The organism is Patescibacteria group bacterium (assembly GCA_041662965.1).
GTDB lineage: Bacteria > Patescibacteriota > Patescibacteriia > Patescibacteriales > GWC2-42-12 > JACPHD01.
In genome coordinates this window covers 26,584-45,696 of sequence record JBAZRI010000008.1, presented here as the reverse complement: position 1 = coordinate 45,696, position 19,113 = coordinate 26,584, and the positions used below count along the sequence as shown (strand labels likewise).

The 19,113-nt window shown below is 42.2% G+C and carries 15 protein-coding genes; 12 read left to right on the top strand and 3 right to left on the bottom strand.

Features of this window, described 5'->3' with window-relative positions:
* The 6 genes from WC639_04485 to WC639_04460 all read left to right on the top strand — a co-directional run.
* Positions 1 to 1,325: putative Ig domain-containing protein (locus tag WC639_04485; GenBank protein MFA6307033.1), on the top strand; the 1,325-nt coding region annotated here is incomplete at its 5' end.
* Positions 1,326 to 1,339: 14 nt separating this feature from the next.
* On the top strand, positions 1,340 to 2,392 hold the full coding sequence (tsaD, locus tag WC639_04480; GenBank protein MFA6307032.1) for a tRNA (adenosine(37)-N6)-threonylcarbamoyltransferase complex transferase subunit TsaD: 1,053 nt from the start codon (positions 1,340 to 1,342) through the stop codon (positions 2,390 to 2,392).
* A gap of 617 nt (positions 2,393 to 3,009) precedes the next feature.
* On the top strand, positions 3,010 to 3,180 hold the full coding sequence (locus tag WC639_04475) for a hypothetical protein (protein ID MFA6307031.1): 171 nt from the start codon (positions 3,010 to 3,012) through the stop codon (positions 3,178 to 3,180).
* A gap of 211 nt (positions 3,181 to 3,391) precedes the next feature.
* Positions 3,392 to 4,684, top strand: a complete 1,293-nt coding sequence (locus WC639_04470; protein ID MFA6307030.1) for a TrpB-like pyridoxal phosphate-dependent enzyme — start codon at positions 3,392 to 3,394, stop codon at positions 4,682 to 4,684.
* Positions 4,685 to 5,082: 398 nt separating this feature from the next.
* The gene (gene trpS, locus WC639_04465) at positions 5,083 to 6,063 is read left to right on the top strand and encodes a tryptophan--tRNA ligase (GenBank protein MFA6307029.1); all 981 of its coding nucleotides are present in this window, start codon (positions 5,083 to 5,085) and stop codon (positions 6,061 to 6,063) included.
* 4 nt (positions 6,064 to 6,067) lie between these two features.
* A complete protein-coding gene (locus WC639_04460) occupies positions 6,068 to 6,364 on the top strand; it encodes a hypothetical protein (protein MFA6307028.1) in 297 nt (98 codons plus the stop codon).
* A 245-nt stretch (positions 6,365 to 6,609) separates the two neighbouring features.
* Here the strand turns inward: WC639_04460 and WC639_04455 are convergent, their stop codons facing one another.
* Both WC639_04455 and WC639_04450 read right to left on the bottom strand, forming a co-directional pair.
* Positions 6,610 to 7,944 carry a phosphomannomutase/phosphoglucomutase gene (locus tag WC639_04455; protein MFA6307027.1) on the bottom strand — a complete coding sequence of 445 codons (1,335 nt, stop codon included), beginning with the start codon at positions 7,942 to 7,944 and terminating at the stop codon, positions 6,610 to 6,612.
* Between the two features lie 10 nt (positions 7,945 to 7,954).
* A complete protein-coding gene (locus tag WC639_04450; GenBank protein ID MFA6307026.1) occupies positions 7,955 to 9,094 on the bottom strand; it encodes a polymer-forming cytoskeletal protein in 1,140 nt (379 codons plus the stop codon).
* A gap of 46 nt (positions 9,095 to 9,140) precedes the next feature.
* Here WC639_04450 and WC639_04445 point away from each other — a divergent pair, with 46 nt between their 5' ends.
* The 5 genes from WC639_04445 (at position 9,141) to WC639_04425 (ending at position 15,738) form a co-directional block, all read left to right on the top strand.
* Positions 9,141 to 10,772 (top strand): tRNA uridine(34) 5-carboxymethylaminomethyl modification radical SAM/GNAT enzyme Elp3, encoded by a 1,632-nt coding sequence (locus WC639_04445; protein ID MFA6307025.1) that lies wholly within the window; start codon positions 9,141 to 9,143, stop codon positions 10,770 to 10,772.
* Positions 10,773 to 10,798: 26 nt separating this feature from the next.
* Positions 10,799 to 11,194 carry an NUDIX domain-containing protein gene (locus WC639_04440; protein MFA6307024.1) on the top strand — a complete coding sequence of 132 codons (396 nt, stop codon included), beginning with the start codon at positions 10,799 to 10,801 and terminating at the stop codon, positions 11,192 to 11,194.
* Positions 11,195 to 11,590: 396 nt separating this feature from the next.
* Positions 11,591 to 12,838 carry a serine hydroxymethyltransferase gene (glyA, locus tag WC639_04435; GenBank protein MFA6307023.1) on the top strand — a complete coding sequence of 416 codons (1,248 nt, stop codon included), beginning with the start codon at positions 11,591 to 11,593 and terminating at the stop codon, positions 12,836 to 12,838.
* A gap of 168 nt (positions 12,839 to 13,006) precedes the next feature.
* A complete protein-coding gene (locus WC639_04430) occupies positions 13,007 to 13,870 on the top strand; it encodes a bifunctional 5,10-methylenetetrahydrofolate dehydrogenase/5,10-methenyltetrahydrofolate cyclohydrolase (GenBank protein ID MFA6307022.1) in 864 nt (287 codons plus the stop codon).
* A 110-nt stretch (positions 13,871 to 13,980) separates the two neighbouring features.
* Positions 13,981 to 15,738, top strand: coding sequence for an FAD-binding oxidoreductase (locus tag WC639_04425; GenBank protein ID MFA6307021.1), 1,758 nt, complete (start codon positions 13,981 to 13,983; stop codon positions 15,736 to 15,738).
* 64 nt (positions 15,739 to 15,802) lie between these two features.
* Here the strand turns inward: WC639_04425 and WC639_04420 are convergent, their stop codons facing one another.
* Positions 15,803 to 16,894 (bottom strand): dihydroorotase family protein, encoded by a 1,092-nt coding sequence (locus WC639_04420; GenBank protein MFA6307020.1) that lies wholly within the window; start codon positions 16,892 to 16,894, stop codon positions 15,803 to 15,805.
* A gap of 151 nt (positions 16,895 to 17,045) precedes the next feature.
* On the opposite strand from WC639_04420, the gene WC639_04415 reads away from it, so the two are divergent.
* The gene (locus tag WC639_04415) at positions 17,046 to 19,109 is read left to right on the top strand and encodes a RecQ family ATP-dependent DNA helicase (GenBank protein ID MFA6307019.1); all 2,064 of its coding nucleotides are present in this window, start codon (positions 17,046 to 17,048) and stop codon (positions 19,107 to 19,109) included.
* The last annotated feature ends 4 nt before the right edge of the window (positions 19,110 to 19,113 follow it).

The following is a 19,113-nucleotide window of genomic DNA, read 5'->3' as shown; positions in this document are numbered from 1 at the left end:
GCGGCAAGATCACCGGCACGCCTAACGTACCGGCCGGGGATTATGACTTTACCGCCGCGGCTAGAGATGAATTTTACGATCAAACAATCTCTCCCTATTCAGCCGAAACCACCAGAACTTTTACTTTGACCGTGGTTAATGAAAATTTCACGGTTAATCTGCCTATTGCTAATGACACAATTTATGTTTATCCAACCGGGGCTACTCTGCCTTTGTACTACGGCCCGGTGCAGTTTAACGCCCAGGCCAACGTGACCACGCCTACGCCCGTAACTTACAGCCTGTTTAATAATCCGGCCTGGCTGACTATTAATCCAGCTACCGGCGCTATCCAGGGCACGCCCACGGATAATATCAATGACCCGGGGGATAAAAACGTCATAGTCAGAGCCACTACCAATAATGGCTGTCAGGTTATGGCCAGCAAAAATTTCACCGTTCATGTTTTGGCTAATAGCTGGTGCGGGGACGGGGTGGCTAATGGAGGGGAGGAGTGCGATGATGGCAATCAAATAGATACTGACGGTTGTGATAATAATTGTTCAGGGGTGTGCCATCCGGACTGCGCGAGCAGAACCTGCGGCGATGATGGCTGCGGCGGCAGTTGCGGAACCTGCAGCGATGTTAAAGATATCTGCTATCAAAATAATTGCTGGACGCTATTGGCCCATGGCGATATCGGCCCGTATAATAAAGACAGTTTGTTTTGGAAAGGAACATTAGGCTCAAACGTGGATTTTAATTTTAACAGCCAGACTTATAATTCAGGAGATCTGGAGAGCACGATTAGAAATAAGCCATTTAAATATTTAAAAGTATTTAGTACGGGCGGCAATGAACAGTTGAGCCTAACTTTTTCAAGAGATGACACGACTTTTGCTCAAAAATTGGTTGCTACGGAAAGCGTCTCCGGAGGACAGTGGTATCCTTTTTATAATGGAACATGGACATATGTTGAGGCTTTATTGGGTTCTTTCACTTATTCTTATGCTGGCGACAAAGCTTTAGCAGGGTTAGCAACTTATGGGTATACTTGGCATAGCTATAATGGTGAATGTCCGCAAGCGGCGAATTATGTAACAATGAGTGTTGGCCATGAAGATCATCGCGTTTGTACTATTTATTATGATTGGTACGCGTTGATACAAGTTATAAGGCCTGAATGGATATATATTATTGGCGACCCGGATTCAAATATTAAATGCCGTTGCAATGGATTGGATTACGGAGGCTGGGTAAGTTGTTATGATATATCAGCTTGTAATGACGGCGTAGCTATCACGTCTTATTGCCGGAATACTTATGGCACGGCTATTTGCGATTAGCTCTGGCGAAATTTATGATTATATTGGGCATTGAAACTTCCTGCGATGAAACCGCGGCCGCGATAATTGAAGGCCGCGGAGATAAAGTTAAAGTATTATCAAATATTGTCTCCTCGCAGATAGAAATACATAAAAAATACGGCGGCGTGGTGCCGGAAGTGGCGGCCAGAGAGCATGTTGTAAATATATTGCCGGTAATTAATCAGGCACTGGAAAAGGCTGACCTCACCCCAGCCCTCTCCTTGCCAAGGAGAGGGGGATTTATTGACACAATTGCGGTAACGGTTGGGCCCGGGCTTATTACTTCATTATTGGTCGGCGTGGAAACGGCTAAGACTTTAGCCTATGTTTGGCGTATTCCTGTTGTGGCGGTTAACCATATTGAAGGGCATGTCTACGCTAATTTTATAGATAACAAGCCAAAATTTCCCGCGCTTATTTTAACTGTTTCCGGCGGGCATACTATGCTGATATTGATGAGCGGACATGGGAAATATAAAGTTTTGGGCCAGACACGGGATGACGCGGCCGGAGAAGCTTTTGATAAAGCGGCAATGTTGCTTGGACTAGGATATCCCGGTGGGCCGGCGATCGCGGCTGAAGCCGCGAAATTACGAATTACGAATTACGAATTACGAATTAATAAATTGCCGCGGCCGATGATGAATTCCAATAACTTTGATTTTTCGTTCTCGGGGCTGAAAACGGCTTTATTATACGCGACGCAAAGAGATAAGAATTGGAAGAAGAAAATTTCCGAATATGCTTATGAATTTGAGCAGGCCGTAGCCGAGGTGTTAGTCCATAAAACTCTTAAGGCCGCTTTAAAATATAATTGTAAAAATATAATGCTGTCCGGCGGCGTGGCGGCGAATAAAGAATTACGCAGCCGAATGGGAAACGTGGTTAAAGAAAAATCAACCGGCGCGAAATTAATAATTCCTGATTTTAAGTATTGCACGGACAACGCGGCCATGATCGCCGCCGCCGGATATTTTCAGGCTAAAAGGAAAAAACTCACGCCGTGGCGAAAATTGAAAGCAGAGGCCAATCAGGAGTTAAAATAAATATAATAGTTATTTCTAAATATTAGATTTGTTATTTTTTAATTTTTATTTGTCAGTTACTACAGTTTTTCGCTGCCGCGGGCCTTACTTTTTATAACTAAAAAGTAAGCAAAAAGTTTTGGGGGTCTTCGATTGGCTATCGCACTGATTATTCTCCGACTAACTAGCCTTGGCGCCAACTCCGACCCCCAAGCCCCCTGGTTATTTTAAAATGATGGATTAAATGAATTAATAAAATTGACAAATTTTTTATTTGTGATAAAGTGCTAATAGAACCTAAATAATTATAAAATCCGCTTGAGTCCTCGCGTTAATTCGCGGGGGTTGGGCTTAAGCATAATGGGTGGCCAATGCGTTAGTGTTGGCCCGGCTTCCTCCGTAATCAAAGGATAACTGATGTCTTCCGCCAGAGGCGGGGCACGAGTCAGTAAAAGTGGTTTTGAAATCCGTTTTACTGGCGGATTTTTTTGTTAAATTCGCCTGTTATTTCAAAACCAAAATTAGGGTGGCAACACGTAAAGTCAAGGCTTTCCGTCCCTTAAACATAGTTTGGCTATGTTTAAGGGACGGAAAGCTTTTTTATTTATTGTTCATTCTAACTGGGGAGGAATTAAAAAATGGAGAAGTGCTTAAAACATGGTTCTAAAATGGTAATTAAGGAAATGGCGGTTGGCTGGGGCAATGAAAGCAAGCTGGAATGCCCGGAATGTAAAAAAGAACTTATGCAGGCAAGCAAGAGCGGCAATGATCAAGTTATTTTTTCAGCGGGCCGAGCCGGCTGGCAGTGAAGCAAAGGCGGGGAGCGAAATTATGTTTCGTTCCTCGCCAATTCTAAAATTATTAAATTTAATTATATTATATGAAAAAATATTTTTACAAAAATAGGTGCAGTGAATTTTGGCGAAGTTTAAAAAGGTAATGGATTCCCGCCTGCCTACCGGACAGGCAGGCTTGCGCGGGAATGACAAAAAATTAATTATTATTTTTTAACATAAATATATGCCAATAATATTCTTAGATCAGAAAGATGCGCCGACTCATTACTATAATATTGTTCCGGATCTGCCTAGGCCGTTAGATCCGCCGCTTCATCCGGGAACGAAAAAACCCATAACGCCGGAAGATTTGGCGCCGTTATTTCCCATGGAATTAATCAAGCAGGAAATGTCCGGCGAAAGATTGATCGCCATACCCGAGGAAATTAGAAAAGCCTATCAGCTATATCGCCCCAGCCCGCTCATCCGAGCGAGTCGGCTTGAAAAAGAGTTAAAAACTCCGGCCAAGATTTATTATAAATATGAAGGCGCCAGCCCGGTGGGCAGCCATAAGTTAAATACGGCTTTAGCGCAAGCCTATTATAATAAGCAAGCCGGCGTTAAAAGATTAACTACTGAAACCGGCGCGGGCCAGTGGGGCTCGGCTTTGGGCTTTGCCTGTAATTATTTCGGTTTGGCTTTAACCGTTTATATGGTTAAAATAAGCTACGAGCAAAAGCCTTACCGCAAAACAATGATGAAAATTTACGGCGCCGAGTGTATTTCCAGCCCGTCTAATTTAACCGAGGCCGGAAAAAAGATATTAAAGAAAGACCCGAATACTCACGGCAGTTTAGGCATGGCCATTGCCGAAGCGGTTGAAGACGCGGCTAAGCATGATGATACTAAATATGCTTTAGGCTCGGTTTTAAACCATGTTTTGCACCACCAAACAATAATCGGGCAGGAAGCTATGAAGCAAATGGAAATCGCCGGAGACTATCCGGACATAATTATCGGTTGCCATGGCGGCGGCAGTAATTTAGCCGGCATTGCTTTTCCATTCTTGAAAGATAAGTTAAAAGGCCAAAAGAAAAATTTACGCGTCATCGCGGCCGAGCCGACTTCATGCCCATCATTAACCAAGGGCGAATATAAATATGATTTCGGCGATACGGTCGGCTTAACGCCGCTCATAAAAATGTATACCATGGGTTACGAATTTGTGCCGTCGCCGATTCATGCCGGCGGTCTAAGATATCATGGCGCGGCGCCGATCGTCAGCCTGCTAAAAGATGAAGGCTTGATTGAAGCCGTGGCTTATGAGCAAAAAGAAATTTTTGCCGCGGCCGTAAAATTCGCGCGTAGCCAGGGAATTGTTCCGGCGCCCGAATCCGCGCATGCGATTAAGGCCGTATTTCAAGAAGCGGAAAAATGCCGCTTGTCTGGAGAGAGCAAAACGATACTGTTTAACTTAAGCGGCCATGGGCATTTTGACATGGCGTCGTATGAAAGTTATTTGGAAGGGAAGATGTAATAGAATAACTAAAGACGTCGGACGTCCAATCGGACGTCCGACGTCTTTTTGTTTTGTCATTGCGAGCGATAGCGAAGCAATCTCTGGTTTTTTAGAAAAATAATTTATATATAATTGTGTACTTTTTTCTAAACCTTTCGTTCGTGTCGCTCCGCTAAGGTTACTTTCTTATAACTAAGAAAGTAACCAAACCTGCCTGCCGGTAGGCAGGGAAGTTTTGGGGTGCCTCAATGCGCTATCACGTTGATTTATCTTTTGATGCTCACGCCTTGGCGCTTATTCGTCACCCCAACCCCCCTGGTGATTTTAATATATATATAGACATTTATAATTTTTATTGCCTTTACAATTGTTTTGATTGAATATACAATAAAACTATGGAATTAGCTAAAAATAATATGAAACCAACCGTGTTTTCCGGAGTTCAGCCTTCGGGCGTTTTGCATTTGGGTAATTATCTTGGCGCCTTAACGCAATGGGTGGAAATGCAGAATCAATATAACTGCATTTTTTGCGTGGTGGATTATCACGCCATAACGGTTAAGCAGGAGCCTAAAGAATTAAAAAACAGGATTATAGATGTGGTAAAAATGTACTTGGCGTCCGGCATTAATCCGGAGAAGGCGGTAATTTTTCAGCAATCGGATATTACGGCGCATACGGAATTGGCTTGGATATTAAATTGCGCGGCCGCGCGCATGGCGGATTTAAATAAAATGACGCAGTTTAAGGAAAAAGGCGCGGCCAAAGAATCGGTTAGCATTGGGCTTTACGACTATCCGGTTTTAATGGCCGCGGATATTTTACTTTATAATACCGATGCCGTGCCGGTTGGCGATGATCAGGTTCAGCACGTGGAACTTTGCAGGACTTTAGCGCAAAGATTTAACCGCGAATACGGGCAAGTTTTTAAAATTCCCGAAGTAGCGGTCAGAAAACAAGGCGCGCGCATTATGGGGTTAGACGACCCGCTGAAAAAAATGAGCAAAAGCGCCGGTTCGGCGGCTAATTACATCGCTTTAACCGACGCGCCGGAGATAGCGGCGAAAAAAATTATGCGCGCGGTTACGGATTCGGGTTCGGAGATTAAATATGACGTAAAGAAAAAGCCGGCCATTGCTAATCTAATGACGATTTATTCGCTATTAACCGGCGTAAGCGTTAAAGAATTGGAAAAAAATTATAAAAATAAGCTTTACGGCGAATTTAAAAAAGATTTAGCCGAAACGGTTAGAAATTTTCTAACTGAATTTCAAATTAAATATAATAGTTTTTCCGACGAGGAAGTTAAGCAGATTTTAGAAAACGGTGCGGATAAGGTTAGGTTCATAGCCGAAGAGACTTTGAAAAAAGTTAAAAATAAATTAGGCATAAATTAATATAATGGACATCCAAGAACTTTTAGCTTCGGCCAAAACGCAAACTTTTGACCGGTTTGCGCAAAAATTAAATACGCTAGTCAGGGAAAATTATCGCTATAGCAATTTGGACGAATCTAACCGGAAAATAGTTTTGGCTATTATTAAAAAGCATCTATCCAATATCCATAACGGCTACGGCATATCGTCAACCGTGGCGGAGCGGGAAATCTATAAGCTTCACCAGGACAGAATAAAATTAAATTTAACCGAAGAAGATTTGGCTGATATAAAAGAAATTTTGGGGTTATTTAAAAAGTAGAAGATAAATAAAAAAGTTGAGATTATATATCTCAACTTTTTGTTATGGCAAACTTTATTTATGATTTACATTTGTGTCGCTCCGCTAAGGTTACTTTCTTATAACTAAGAAAGTAACCAAACCTGCCTGCCGGTAGGCAGGGAAGTTTTGGGGTGCCTCAATGCGCTATCACGTTGATTTATCTTTTAATGCTCACGCCTTGGCGCTTATTCGTCACCCCAAACCCCGGGGTGATTTTAATATTTTTAGCCTCTGATTAATTTTAAGAGCTCGTTTTTTTTATTGGCTAGTAATTTTTTAGTTTTTGCTTCTAAATTAAGCCGTAAGACCGGCTCGGTGTTTGACGGCCTGACGTTAAACCACCAATTCGGATATTCAACAGTTACGCCGTCCAGGCAGAAAATTTTTCCATCTTTATATTTTGTTTTTATCTGTTTTAGTTTAGCGTCTTTATTTTTAACTTCGCTGTTGGTTTCTTCTATTTGAAAATATTTAACATAATTTTTTATCATTTCTGAAAAAGTTTTTTTACTTTCCGAAAGTATTTGCGTGATAATTACCGCCGCTATCATGGCGCTATCGGCCCGGTAGTTATCGCGAAAATAGTAATGGCCGGAAATTTCGCCGCCAAAAATAGCGCCGGTTTGCTTCATTAATTTTTTTATAAAACTATGGCCGACTCTGGAAATTACCGGCTGGCCGCCGTTAGCCTTGATTAATTCCGGAATAAAATGGCTGCAGCGCAAATCATAAATTATTTTTTCTCCTTGATGCCGGTCCAAAAAATATTTCGCTAAAACGGCGACGATAGAGGCGCCGCTGACTAAATCGCTGTTTTCATCAACAAAAAATACCCTATCGGCGTCGCCGTCAAAAGCCATGCCGAAATCAGCTTTTACTTGCTTAACCTTTTTTTGCAAGTCCACTAAATTTTTGCTCTCAATCGGGCTGGGTTGATGGTTAGGAAAAGAGCCGTCCGGCTTAAAATATAAAGGCACGATTTCGCAGGGAAGTTTCGCATAAATTTTCGCTAAGATTTTTCCGCCCATGCCGTTGCCGGCGTCAGCGGCTATTTTCAGTCGGCTGATTTTATTTTTATCAATAAAATTCAAGACGGTTTTAATATAGCCAGGGAAAATATCAATTTTCTTCATTTTCCGTTTAACGTTTTTTTTATTTATTTTATGTTTTATAACCGCTTGCCTAAGTTTTTTTATATCATCTTCGCCAAAAGGAACAGCGTCGGCTTTAGTCAGTTTAAAGCCGTTCCACTCTTTGGGGTTATGGGAAGCCGTTATCATAACGGCGGCTAAGCTAAATTTTCCTGAAGCAAAGTAAGTCGCGTCGGTTGAAACCAGGCCAATATCAATTACTTCGGCGCCGGCTTGATTTATGCCTTTGGCCAAAGCGTTAAGCATTAGCTTTGAAGAAAGCCGCATATCTCTGCCAACAATAATTTTTTTGGCTTTAATAATTTTAGCGAAGCAAAAGCCGATGGCCTCTGCCGTTTCTTCGTTTAATTGGTTTGGATAAATCCCTCGGATATCGTAAGCCTTAAAGATATTGGCGGTTACTCGCATAAAAATTAAATTATTTATTTTTTAGCGCCAATAAAATTCCGCCCAGGCCCCAAAGTACGGCTAAAAGCGCTACGAAGGAGCCGATAATCGGCAAGGCGAAAATCAAATAGGCTATGATGATGCCGATAATCATGGCTAAAATCAAAGAGTCTTTTTGCTTGAGCCAATAGTTGCTTAAAAAACTGCGGCCGATTAAAATGCCGGCTAAAATTTTACTGACGTACATGGCGATTAACCAGAGCGCCATTAAAATCAAAGACAGAGGAATGCCGATAATGGTAATTAATAAAATAATCGCCGCGATAGGCGTTAATAATAAAGCTAAAACGCCCCAGCCTAAACTCGGACCGACCTTTTTTAACATTAAATCGGTAATTTTAATAATCTGCTCGCGCCAGAAGCTGATTAAAACCAAGCCTAAAACTAACGCGGAAAATAAGGAAATTATTTTTCCCCACCACCAGCCTATGCCGTTCGCGCCGGATTTTTTAGCGGTTATTTTGGGAAAGTTATGGATGACTTCGCCTTTAACAACCGCGCCGTTTTCTATGGTCGCTTCTTGGTTAGAGGTATATTTAACGTCGCCGCCGATTACAGCCGTGCCGGTCAAAATTAAAGCCGGTTTATCGGATTTTTTATTTTGTTGGCCGAAATTTAAATTAACATTTTTGCCAATTTGTCCGGAAAGGGAAGCTTGGCCCAGGCCGCCATAAAGGTCGCGGCCGACATTGCCCGCGATTTGCCCGAAAGCGCCAAAAGTCATCATATCCCAGCCAACCGATGAACTGGCGGATGATAAAATGGAAGCGCCGAAAGCCATAACGTTGCGGCTGACTTTACCGCTTAAATTAATGGAATTGCCGACCGCGCGCAAGCTGCCGCCGACATTGCCGCTAACGCTGATTGATTGCCCGGCGCAGATAACATCGCCGGCGACTTCGCCGGAAATATTAATGGCTTGCCCGGCGCAGAAGACGTCGCCCGTGACTTTGCCTTCAATGGTTACGTTGGCTCCGGCCGCGTAGAGATTGCCTTCAATGGTTTCGCTTTTTGGAACATAAACCGAGTCATCGGTTTTAATACTGTAAGCTGAAACCGTGAAGGGCAGGAACAGAAGAACTAAACCGGCGAGAAGAGTTGTTTTTTTCATAGATTTATGTTTAAATTTAGATGTTTTAATAATAACATGCAAAGAAATGACAATCAAGGATAAACAAAAGAAAATTAAGGCTATTAGCGAATTATTAAGTAAAAAAATAAGCTCGCGCGCCGAGCTAATGGCGGTTAAAAGAAAGCTGGCCAAAAAGTACGGCCAGGTTATTTTAGCAAATTCGGAAATTTTAAATGAATATAAAAATCGCCTGCTAACCGGCGCGGCGCGGGGTTCGGCGGCTTTAGAAAAAATTTTACGAAAACGGTCGGTGCGCACTATGTCCGGCATAGCGCCCGTGGCCGTTTTAACCAAGCCTTATCCTTGCCCGGGCGAATGCGCTTATTGCCCTAGTGAATTAAACGTGCCGCAAAGCTATCTGTCCAACGAGCCGGCGGTCATGCGCGCCATTCGCTGTAATTACGATCCATATAAACAGGTAGAGTTGCGTCTGCGCGCCTTAGAAGCCAACGGCCATGAGCCCACGAAAATTGAATTGATTGTCATCGGCGGAACTTGGTCGGTTTTGCCGGAGAATTATAAATATTGGTATATAACGCGGTGCTTTAAGGCGGCGAATGAATTTGGGGGAAGTAGAAAGTTAAAGGTAAAAAGTCAAAAGTTCAATTCAAAATTCAAAATTAAAATTATAAAAAAATTATTATTCAGCGAGCAGAAAAAGAACGAAAGCGCTAGATATAAAATTATCGGCATAACGTTAGAAACCCGGCCGGATTATATTAACGATAAAGAACTTTTGGAAATGCGCGAATTAGGCGCGACGCGCGTGGAACTCGGCGTACAGGCGGTTGACGATAAAATTTTAAAATTAAACAAGCGCGGTCATGGCGTAGCGGAAATCGCCCAAGCCACCGAATTTTTAAAAAATTACGGTTTTAAGGTGACTTATCATATTATGCCCGGATTACCCGGCGCCACGGCCAAAAAAGATTTAGCTATGTTTAAGCTCTTGTTCAGCGATCAGCGATTTCAGCCCGACCAGTTAAAATTTTACCCGACTATCGTAACGCGCGGCAGTCTATTATATAAATGGTGGCGCGCGGGAAAATATAAGCCTTATTCCGATAAGGTTTTACAGAATTTAATCGTGCAATGCAAAAAAGCCGTGCCGCCGTACGTGCGCATTATCAGATTGATCCGCGATATTCCGGGCGAATCAATTATGGCCGGGAATTTAATAACCAATTTAAGACAGGTGATGAAAGACCGGGGCGTAAAATGCCGGTGCATTAGATGTAGAGAAGCCAGGGAAGAAAAATTTTCAATTTTCAATTTTCAATTTTCAAAAATAATATATCAGGCTTCTAACGGTATAGAATATTTTATCCAGGCAACTGATAAAAAAGATGAAACGCTTTATGGGTTTTGCCGGTTAAGGCTGGCAACCCGCAACCCGCAACCCGCAACTCATAACCCAATAAAAAATGCAGCCTTAATCCGCGAATTGCATGTTTATGGCGAGTTAGTATCTATGGGGCGGAAGAAAAAAGTCCAGCACGCGGGCTTAGGCAAGCTTTTAATGCAAGAAGCGGAAAAAATCGCGCGGAGAGAGAGCTATAAAAAAATCGCCGTGATCGCCGGCGTGGGCGTAAGGGGGTATTACCGTAAATTAGGCTATAAATTGCAGAGTAGTTATATGGTGAAGAATTTGGTATAATTTATAATAATTATTAAATAAAAAATATGCCAAAAATTATAATCGCTTCCGGGCCGGTAATCGTGGAAAATAATAAGGTTTTATTAAATAAGCATGGCGATACGGCTTTTTGGAAATTTTGCGGCGGACGAGTTGAAGATTATGAGACAAATTTGATTGATAATGCCGGACGCGAAGCTAAAGAAGAAATGGGCATAGAAATAAAAATTTTAGACGAAGAGCCGTTTTTTAGCTTTACCAGAAAAGAAACGGACGAGGGGAAAATTGATATTATTTTAGTCCATTTTTTAGCCGAGCGAATCGGCGAAATTAAGCCCGGGGAGGATATTAGAGAATGGCGGTGGTTTGATATAAATAATCTGCCGGCCGATTTAGGGCCGAATATAATTCCGGCGTTAAAATATTTTGGGTTTATAAAATAAATTTTTAATTTGACAGGCTAAAATTTTTATAATAATATCAAATAATATCGCTTATTTTAATGAAAGGAGGTGAGGACAATGGCTTGGTTTGATAGTTCGAAAGAGCAAGGCTTTAAAGATGGTCAGAAAAGCGGAGATGTAGACAAAGCAGCAGAAAGTGAGTTTATATCAGGGATAGTCCCGGGGACACAAGACTATGCAAAAGGATACAGAGAAGGAGTTGAGTCAACCAAGGATAAGAAGTAGAACTGTTGGTGCTCGTGACCACAAGCCTATGGGGCATGGCCTAAAAACCTGCCCCTTATTTTTTTTGACAAAATGGGTGGAAGAAACTACTATTAAATTAATACTAAATCCCCCTCACCCCCTTTGTTAAAGGGGGTTTAATACAAACATATGCTAAATTATAAAAATCTAAGCGAGCAAGACGGAGAAATTATGGCCGTGGTTAAGCGGGAAATGAACAGGCAGGTTGAGGAAATGGAATTAATCGCTTCGGAAAATTATGTTTCTAAAGCCGTATTGGAAGCTATGGCCACGGTGCTGACCAATAAATACTCGGAAGGCTATGCCGGCCACCGCTATTATGGCGGCAACCAATATATTGATGAAGCGGAAACCATCGCCATAGAGCGGGCGAAAAAATTATTTCAAGCCGAGCATGTTAACGTCCAGCCTTTATCCGGTTCGCCGGCCAACGCGGCGGTTTACTTCGCCTTTATAAAACCGGGCGACAAGGTTTTAGGCTTGCGCTTAGACCATGGCGGGCATTTATCGCACGGCCATCCGATAAATTTTTCCGGCATGCTGTATAATTTCACCCAATATGAAGTGGACATAGAAACCGGCAGAATCAACATGGATAAAGTTCGGGAAATCGCTTTGCGCGAAAAGCCGAAAATGATCGTGGCCGGCTACAGCGCTTACTCGAGGGAAATTGAATGGCAAAAATTCAAGGATATTGCCGATGAAGTCGGGGCGTTCACTTTCGCCGATATCGCTCATACGGCCGGTTTAATCGCGGCCGGCGAGATGGCTAATCCGGTGCCGTTTTTTGACGTAGTTTCAACCACTACGCATAAAACTTTACGCGGTCCGCGCGGCGCCATCATAATGTGCAAGGAGCAATTCGCCAAGCAAATTAACCGCGCGGTTTTTCCCGGCATGCAGGGCGGACCGCATGACCATATTACCGCGGCCAAGGCCGTGGCTTTCGGCGAAGCGCTGCGCCCGGAGTTTAAGCAATACGCCAAACAGGTGATCGCTAACGCCAAGCTCATGGCCGAGGAATTCATAAAATTAGGCTATCGGGTAATTTCCGGGGGTACGGATAATCATTTAATGGTGGTTGACATGACTTCTAAGGGTCTTGCCGGCAAAGAAGCTGAAGTTATTTTAGAAAGATGCGGCATTTCGGTTTCCCGCTCAACTATCCCGAATGATCCGAATCCGCCCATGAATCCGTCAGGTGTGCGCTTCGGCACTCCGGCCATAACCACGCGCGGCATAAAAGAGGCGGAAATTAAAAAAATCGTTGGCTGGATTAACGCTGGCTTAGAACAAAAGGATGAGGCGGAGATACTGGATAATATTAAAAACCAAGTTAAAGAAATGTGTTTGGAATTTCCCATACCTTCAATTTAAATACAAAATTGTTATTGTGAGAAAAGCTCTCCCCTTGTCATCTCGACGACCGCAGGGAGGAGAGATCTTTAATACTTGCTAATCGCGCTTATTGTCTATTATAGATTTCTCCCTTCGGTCGAAATGACAAAAACAAACTACTTAAGCTCGCGATGATAATGCCTTTTTATGCCTAAGATCATAGACGGAAAAAAATTAGCTGAAAAAATTAAAGATCAAATCGTAAAGGAAATTATCAGCTTTAATAAAGATATTTATAATATCACCAGGCCAAACCTGGCGATTGTTTTAATCGGCGAACGTCCGGATTCGGAATTGTACGTAAGCTTAAAAGAGCGTGAAGCTAAAAAAGTCGGCGTTGATACGCATCTATACAGATGCGCGGAAAATACCAGCGAGCGGGAAATTTTGGAAATGATAGAATGCTTGAATAATGATAAAGCCATTGACGCGATTTTAGTGCAAATGCCTCTGCCGGCCGGGATTGACGCGGATACGATTATTTTAGCTTTGGATCCGGCCAAAGACGTTGACGGCTTTCAACCGGATAATCTGGAAAAATTATTAAAAAGTTGCGATTTTTCCGGCTTAATGCCGCCGGTGTTCGCCACGGTTTTAGAAATGCTGAAAAGCATAAATTACGAAATTAAAAATAAGCAGGTAGTAATAATTTCCAATTCGGATATTTTTGGAAAAACTTTAGCCCATATTTTAAAGTGCCGAGGAGCTAAAGTTGAGGCGATTAAGGCAGATGATAAAAATTTAGCGGCTATAACCAGCCAAGCCGATATTTTAATAACGGCCGCGGGCAAGCCTGAATTCATAAAAAAGGATATGGTAAAAAAGGGCGCGGTGGTAATTGACATCGGCATTACCAAAATAGGCGGCAAAGCGGTGGGCGACGTTGATTTTAAAGAGGTTAAGGATCAGACCGGCTATATTACGCCCGTGCCCGGCGGAGTCGGGCCCATGACGATCGCCATGGCGTTTAAAAATACGCTGGAGATTTACAAAAAACGACGGATGCAGTAAGATAAAATAAATAAAATTAAACAAGGAGCTTAACTCAAAGGGGTTAGGCTTTTTATTAAATATTCGCACATTACAATTTTAAACAATCTAAAATAGGAGGGGGCAAAAAGATGAAAAAATTTTTTACGGCAACAGTAATAAACTGCGAGGGAAGCAAAAAAATCGGCGTTTTTTATCTTACCTTGAAAAAAGAACAACCGCTTGGAGCAAAGCCTGGCCAATTTGTAATGCTGCAGTCATTTTTTGCAGATAAAATTTGGCAGCGGCCATTTTCAGTATTTTTGCAAGGATTTAATTATTTTGCCACTAGAATTCAAGTTAAAGGGGAAAATACCGAGCATTATGCAAGATTGAAGCCGGGCGATAAAATTTCCGTGAAAGGGCCGTTAGGCAAGCCAATTACGGTAGCAAGCAATTACAAAAAAGTAATACTAGTGGTCGGCGGCGCTGGCATTGCCGGAATAATGCTGTTGATTTCTAAGCTGAAGGAATTATCTGTTGAAATAACTTGCCTTTATGGCGGTAAAGGAAAATTAAATAAAATAGATAAAAAATTGCTTAAAATTTACGGCTGCAAGTTGGAAACTATTACCGATGAAGAGGGGCTGGTTACAGATTTGCTGGAAAAAGAATTAAAGACAGGACATTATAATAGAAATGACAGAATAATAGCTTGCGGTCCTAACGCTATGCTGGAAAAAGTTGCAATAATGGCCTTAAGGTATGGGATGACCTCTTTAGTCGGCATGGAAACTTTGGTAGCTTGCGGTGAAGGCGCTTACAAGGGCTGCCCCATACCAAAAAAAGGCGGCGGATATTATCATCTTTGCCAAGACGGGCCGTTTTTATCCGGCATGCTAGTTGATTGGGAAAAGGTAAAACAATCAAATATCAGCCTCGTAGTACCGGAAGAAGAGCGTATGCCGGTTAAAAAGATAAACATGAAAACCGTGTTAGTCGGGCAAGGCGGTAAAAAATTAATTTTGCCCAGCCCGATTATTACTTGCGCCGGCTGTCTGGATTTAGAGGCGGTTGAAAACGGAATGGTAGATATAAGTAAGGCTGGAGCGATTACCACAAAAGGTTTGTCTTTGTTGCCGCGTGTCGGTAATGAAGGTCCGAGGATAGCAGAAGTGCCCGGCGGTATGCTTAATGCCATTGGCCTTGAGAATGTAGGCTTGGAAGTGTTTTTAAAAGACAAGCTCTCTCACTGGCTAAGTTTTAAGAAAACCGTTATCGTTAATATTTTCGGCAATAGCGTGGATGAGTATGCAGAGCTGGCGGAAATATTATATAAGCACGGTATAAGAGTTTTCGAAGTAAATATCTCCTGCCCTAACAAAAAGCAAAACGAAGAAATTTTCGCTTTATCTCCGAAATCAACTTTTAGAGTGGTTAAAGCGGTCAGGCTTAAGGCGCCCGAAGCTTTTATTATTACAAAGCTTTCGCCCATACCGGACGGCGAATATCTAAAGAAAATTGCTCTAATGGCTGTAAAAGGTGGCTCTGACGCCTTAGCCTGCTTTAACACTTACCCTGGTTTAAAAGTTAACCTAGAAACCGGACGGGCGGCTTTGGGCAATACTTACGGAGGTTATTCCGGCCCCGGGGCAATGCCGATAGCGTTAAGAAAGTTAAGAATACTTTATGAAATGAAATTAGGTATATCTTTAATCGGGCAGACCGGCGTAGACAGTGGCGATAGCGCGGCCGAGTATATGGTCGCCGGCGCTCCAGTTATTGGTATAGGCACAGCTTTATTATACAATCCAGAGGTGTTGGTCGAAATTCATAATGGATTAAGAGGAAAAGTTGCCGCTTATGGCATGTCCAACATTAAGGAGCTGGTCGGGTCAATGGTTAAATAATTATAAAATAAAACAAGGTCGGTTTGTAGTGATACAAACCGACCTCTTTTTTTAAGAAAATCCATTAATTTAAAATTGGAAAATATAACCGGGAACCATTCCAGGGATTTTCTACTTTTCCATTGTTGTAGAGCAGTCGATCTTCCTTGAACTCCCACTTGTATTCCACGAGTTCGTTTGGCACCGGGATATTAAAAAATTTTGAGTGGTTGAAAGAAAGTAATTGAGCCACTCTAGCTTCGGATATTTTATGCTCTATTGCTAAAGTGATAATTACCGGCACTAATTCCTGGTTAGACGGAATGCCGCCTGGTTGGTCTCGTAATTTTTCCTCCCTGGCATGACAAGCCGTATCAGAATCGATTAAAACTAACTCATTGTTGGAGGCTAAAAGCCCGATTAAGAATTTTCTATGTTCAGAGCCTCGCAGATTATTAAAGCAATGATAGAAAATCGAATGTAGATTTTCATTCCAGTTAGTGCTCTCATTATCAAACCAGAGATACTGCGGGCAAAGTTCAATCGCGATATTCATGCCTTTGGCTTGCGCCTCAAGGATTAATTCGGCGCTCTGCCTGCAGGAAACATGGCAAATCATAATTTTAACGCCAGGCACTTGTTCGGCCAGTTTTAGTATCTTTTTTACGTATTCAATTTCAGCTTCAATCGGGTTATATTTAAGTCTGGCAATAATAATCGGGTCATCGCAATGCGCGGCAAGGACTTTATCGTTTTTTTTCGCCAATAACATGGCTTTTACGATAGTGCTGTCATGCATTACGCCGATAGTGCCAGTGGTTACGCCTTTACCGTCCGGGGCTAAAGGATAAATTTTTAAACCAATAACATAATTTTCTAATAGAGCTTGCTCGTAATATGTTAAGTTTCCGTCTGTTACGCCGAACCAAATGTATTGTTCAAATTTATTATTATTTATCCTTTTGGCCTCCTCAACTAAATCAAAATAATGTTTAAGGTTAGTATCGTTAATTATGGCCGGAATGGTATTTGGCATAAAAGCTGAAATATTAATTAAACCATTCATAGCTTCTGCCATAACTTGTTTAACGGTTGTCTTTTGCCATTGCATAAATCCTCGCCCATGCACATGCATGTCAAAAATTACTAGCGGTATCCGGAATTTTATTATTTTCATGCCGTATTCCTCCTTAAATAAGTTGTAAAGACCGGTTATTTTAGATTTTTTTGTCTTAATTTTCTCCTTATGTTAATCTTAAATTAGTTTAATTCGCGTGGAATGTCAAGAATTCTGGATTCCCGCCTACGCGGGAATGACAATGCAAAATATGAATAATAAAAAACAAGAGCTTCAAGAGCTTTTAAAAATACATTACGGCTTTAACTCATTTCGGCCAGGCCAGGAAAAAGTGATTGATAATATTTTAGCCGGCCAGTCAACCGTAGTTATTATGCCGACCGGCGGCGGAAAATCGCTATGCTATCAATTGCCGGCCTTAGTGCTAAATGGTGTAACTTTAGTAATTTCGCCTTTAATCGCTTTAATGAAAGACCAGGTTGATAGCCTGTTAAAAATCGGCCTGCCGGCGACGTTTATAAATTCTTCTATCAGTCAGGCGGAAACCATTAACCGCCTAGAAGCCGTTAAACAAGGGCAATACAAATTGCTTTATATCGCGCCGGAAAGGTTTTACAGCGCGGAATTTATGGCCGCGCTTAAAGAAATAAAAGTAAGCTTGTTCGCGGTTGACGAAGCGCACTGCATCAGCCAATGGGGGCATGACTTTAGGCCAAGCTATATAAAATTAAAAAGTGTAATTGAATCGTTAGGCCGGCCGCCGGTCGTGGCTTTAACCGCTACGGCTACGTTAGAAGTTAGGGATGATATCATAAAGCAACTGGGTTTAATTAATCCTAATTTAGTGATTACCGGTTTTGCCCGGCCGAATTTACAATTCGGCGTGATTAATACGCAGGATAGCCGCAAGCCGCAGTTCGTCTTAGACGCGATTAATAGCGCACCGGACGGCACGGGCATAATTTACGTTGGCACGCGCTCGCGCGCGGATGAACTGCTCCAGACTTTACTTGCCAATAATATTGAAGCCGTAAGCTATCATGCCGGCATGGAGGCGGAGGACAGAAAATGGGTGCAGGAAAATTTTATGAAAGGCCAAGCCAAAGTCATCGTGGCTACCAACGCTTTCGGCCTAGGCATTGATAAGCGCGACATCAGGTTCGTTATCCATTATGATATGCCGGGCACGATTGAAGCTTATTATCAGGAAGCTGGCCGGGCCGGCCGCGACGGCAAGCAGAGCTTTTGCTTGTTATTATACAGCCCGCGCGACCGGTATCTTCAAGAATTTTTTATCAAGGGCGACAATCCGCCGCCGGAAATGATTTTGGAAATTTATGAAATTTTAAAAAATTATGAGACGGAGACGATTTTAATCACTTACGCCGAAATCGCGGAAATGCTGTCGGACAAGCTGCCGGAAATGGCCGTGGGCACGGCCATAAAAGTTTTGGAGCGCGAAGGCTATGTTACGCGCTCGCATGACCGCGTCGGGCAAGCGTATATAAAAACTCGCAACTCGCAACTCGCAACTCGCAACTTGTTTTTAACCAAAAACAAGTTGCGGAAAGAGACATTTACACGCTTACTTGATAAATATGGCGATGAGCTGGTGGCCGGCCTGTATGCTAATATAGAAGAGATGGCCGATGTTTTACAAATTAAAAAAGACACTTTGCTGCGCTTGATTAAAAAGTTAAAAGATTTGAATCTGGCTGAATACATTCCGCCGTTTCGCGGCACGGAATTAAAAATATTAAAACGGGTTGATGGCGCCGAAGTTAAGCTTGATTTTGAGGCTTTAAAATATAAATTAAAGCACGCTTACAATAAATTGGATCTGATGGAAAATTATATTTATCATTTTGACTGTAGGCAAAAATATATTCTTGATTATTTCGGCGATTTAGAGGCTAAAAAATGCGCTAAATGCGATAATTGCCTGGTGAAAAATATGGGCGAGGTGGAAAAAATTCAGATTGAAACCAGAGGCAAAAAGAAAACTTCCAGCTTATCAACCAAGCTGACGCAATTGGAGACTTTGGAATTATGGAATAAGGGGTTAAGCCTGGAGAAAATCGCCGAAGCGCGCGAGCTAACCGTCGGCACGATTGTCGGCCATCTATGTTTTCTAGCGGAAAAAGGCTTAGGCGTTGATATTAATAAGCTGGTTAAACCGGAACGGCAGAAAAAAATTATGGAAGTTATAAAAAAAGTCGGCATGGATAAGTTAACGCCGATTCGTGAGGCCTTAGGCGAGGATTATAGCTGGGACGAGATAAAGTTAGTGCTGGCGAAGATGAAAAAGAAGTAAAAAA

Coding starts and splice junctions, on each gene's coding strand:
- tsaD (MFA6307032.1), top strand. CDS start 1,340: ATGATTATATTGGGCATTGAAACTTCCTGCGATGAAACCGCGGCCGCG.
- WC639_04475 (MFA6307031.1), top strand. CDS start 3,010: ATGGAGAAGTGCTTAAAACATGGTTCTAAAATGGTAATTAAGGAAATG.
- WC639_04470 (MFA6307030.1), top strand. CDS start 3,392: ATGCCAATAATATTCTTAGATCAGAAAGATGCGCCGACTCATTACTAT.
- trpS (MFA6307029.1), top strand. CDS start 5,083: ATGAAACCAACCGTGTTTTCCGGAGTTCAGCCTTCGGGCGTTTTGCAT.
- WC639_04460 (MFA6307028.1), top strand. CDS start 6,068: ATGGACATCCAAGAACTTTTAGCTTCGGCCAAAACGCAAACTTTTGAC.
- WC639_04455 (MFA6307027.1), bottom strand. CDS start 7,944: ATGCGAGTAACCGCCAATATCTTTAAGGCTTACGATATCCGAGGGATT.
- WC639_04450 (MFA6307026.1), bottom strand. CDS start 9,094: ATGAAAAAAACAACTCTTCTCGCCGGTTTAGTTCTTCTGTTCCTGCCC.
- WC639_04445 (MFA6307025.1), top strand. CDS start 9,141: ATGACAATCAAGGATAAACAAAAGAAAATTAAGGCTATTAGCGAATTA.
- WC639_04440 (MFA6307024.1), top strand. CDS start 10,799: ATGCCAAAAATTATAATCGCTTCCGGGCCGGTAATCGTGGAAAATAAT.
- glyA (MFA6307023.1), top strand. CDS start 11,591: ATGCTAAATTATAAAAATCTAAGCGAGCAAGACGGAGAAATTATGGCC.
- WC639_04430 (MFA6307022.1), top strand. CDS start 13,007: ATGCCTAAGATCATAGACGGAAAAAAATTAGCTGAAAAAATTAAAGAT.
- WC639_04425 (MFA6307021.1), top strand. CDS start 13,981: ATGAAAAAATTTTTTACGGCAACAGTAATAAACTGCGAGGGAAGCAAA.
- WC639_04420 (MFA6307020.1), bottom strand. CDS start 16,894: ATGAAAATAATAAAATTCCGGATACCGCTAGTAATTTTTGACATGCAT.
- WC639_04415 (MFA6307019.1), top strand. CDS start 17,046: ATGAATAATAAAAAACAAGAGCTTCAAGAGCTTTTAAAAATACATTAC.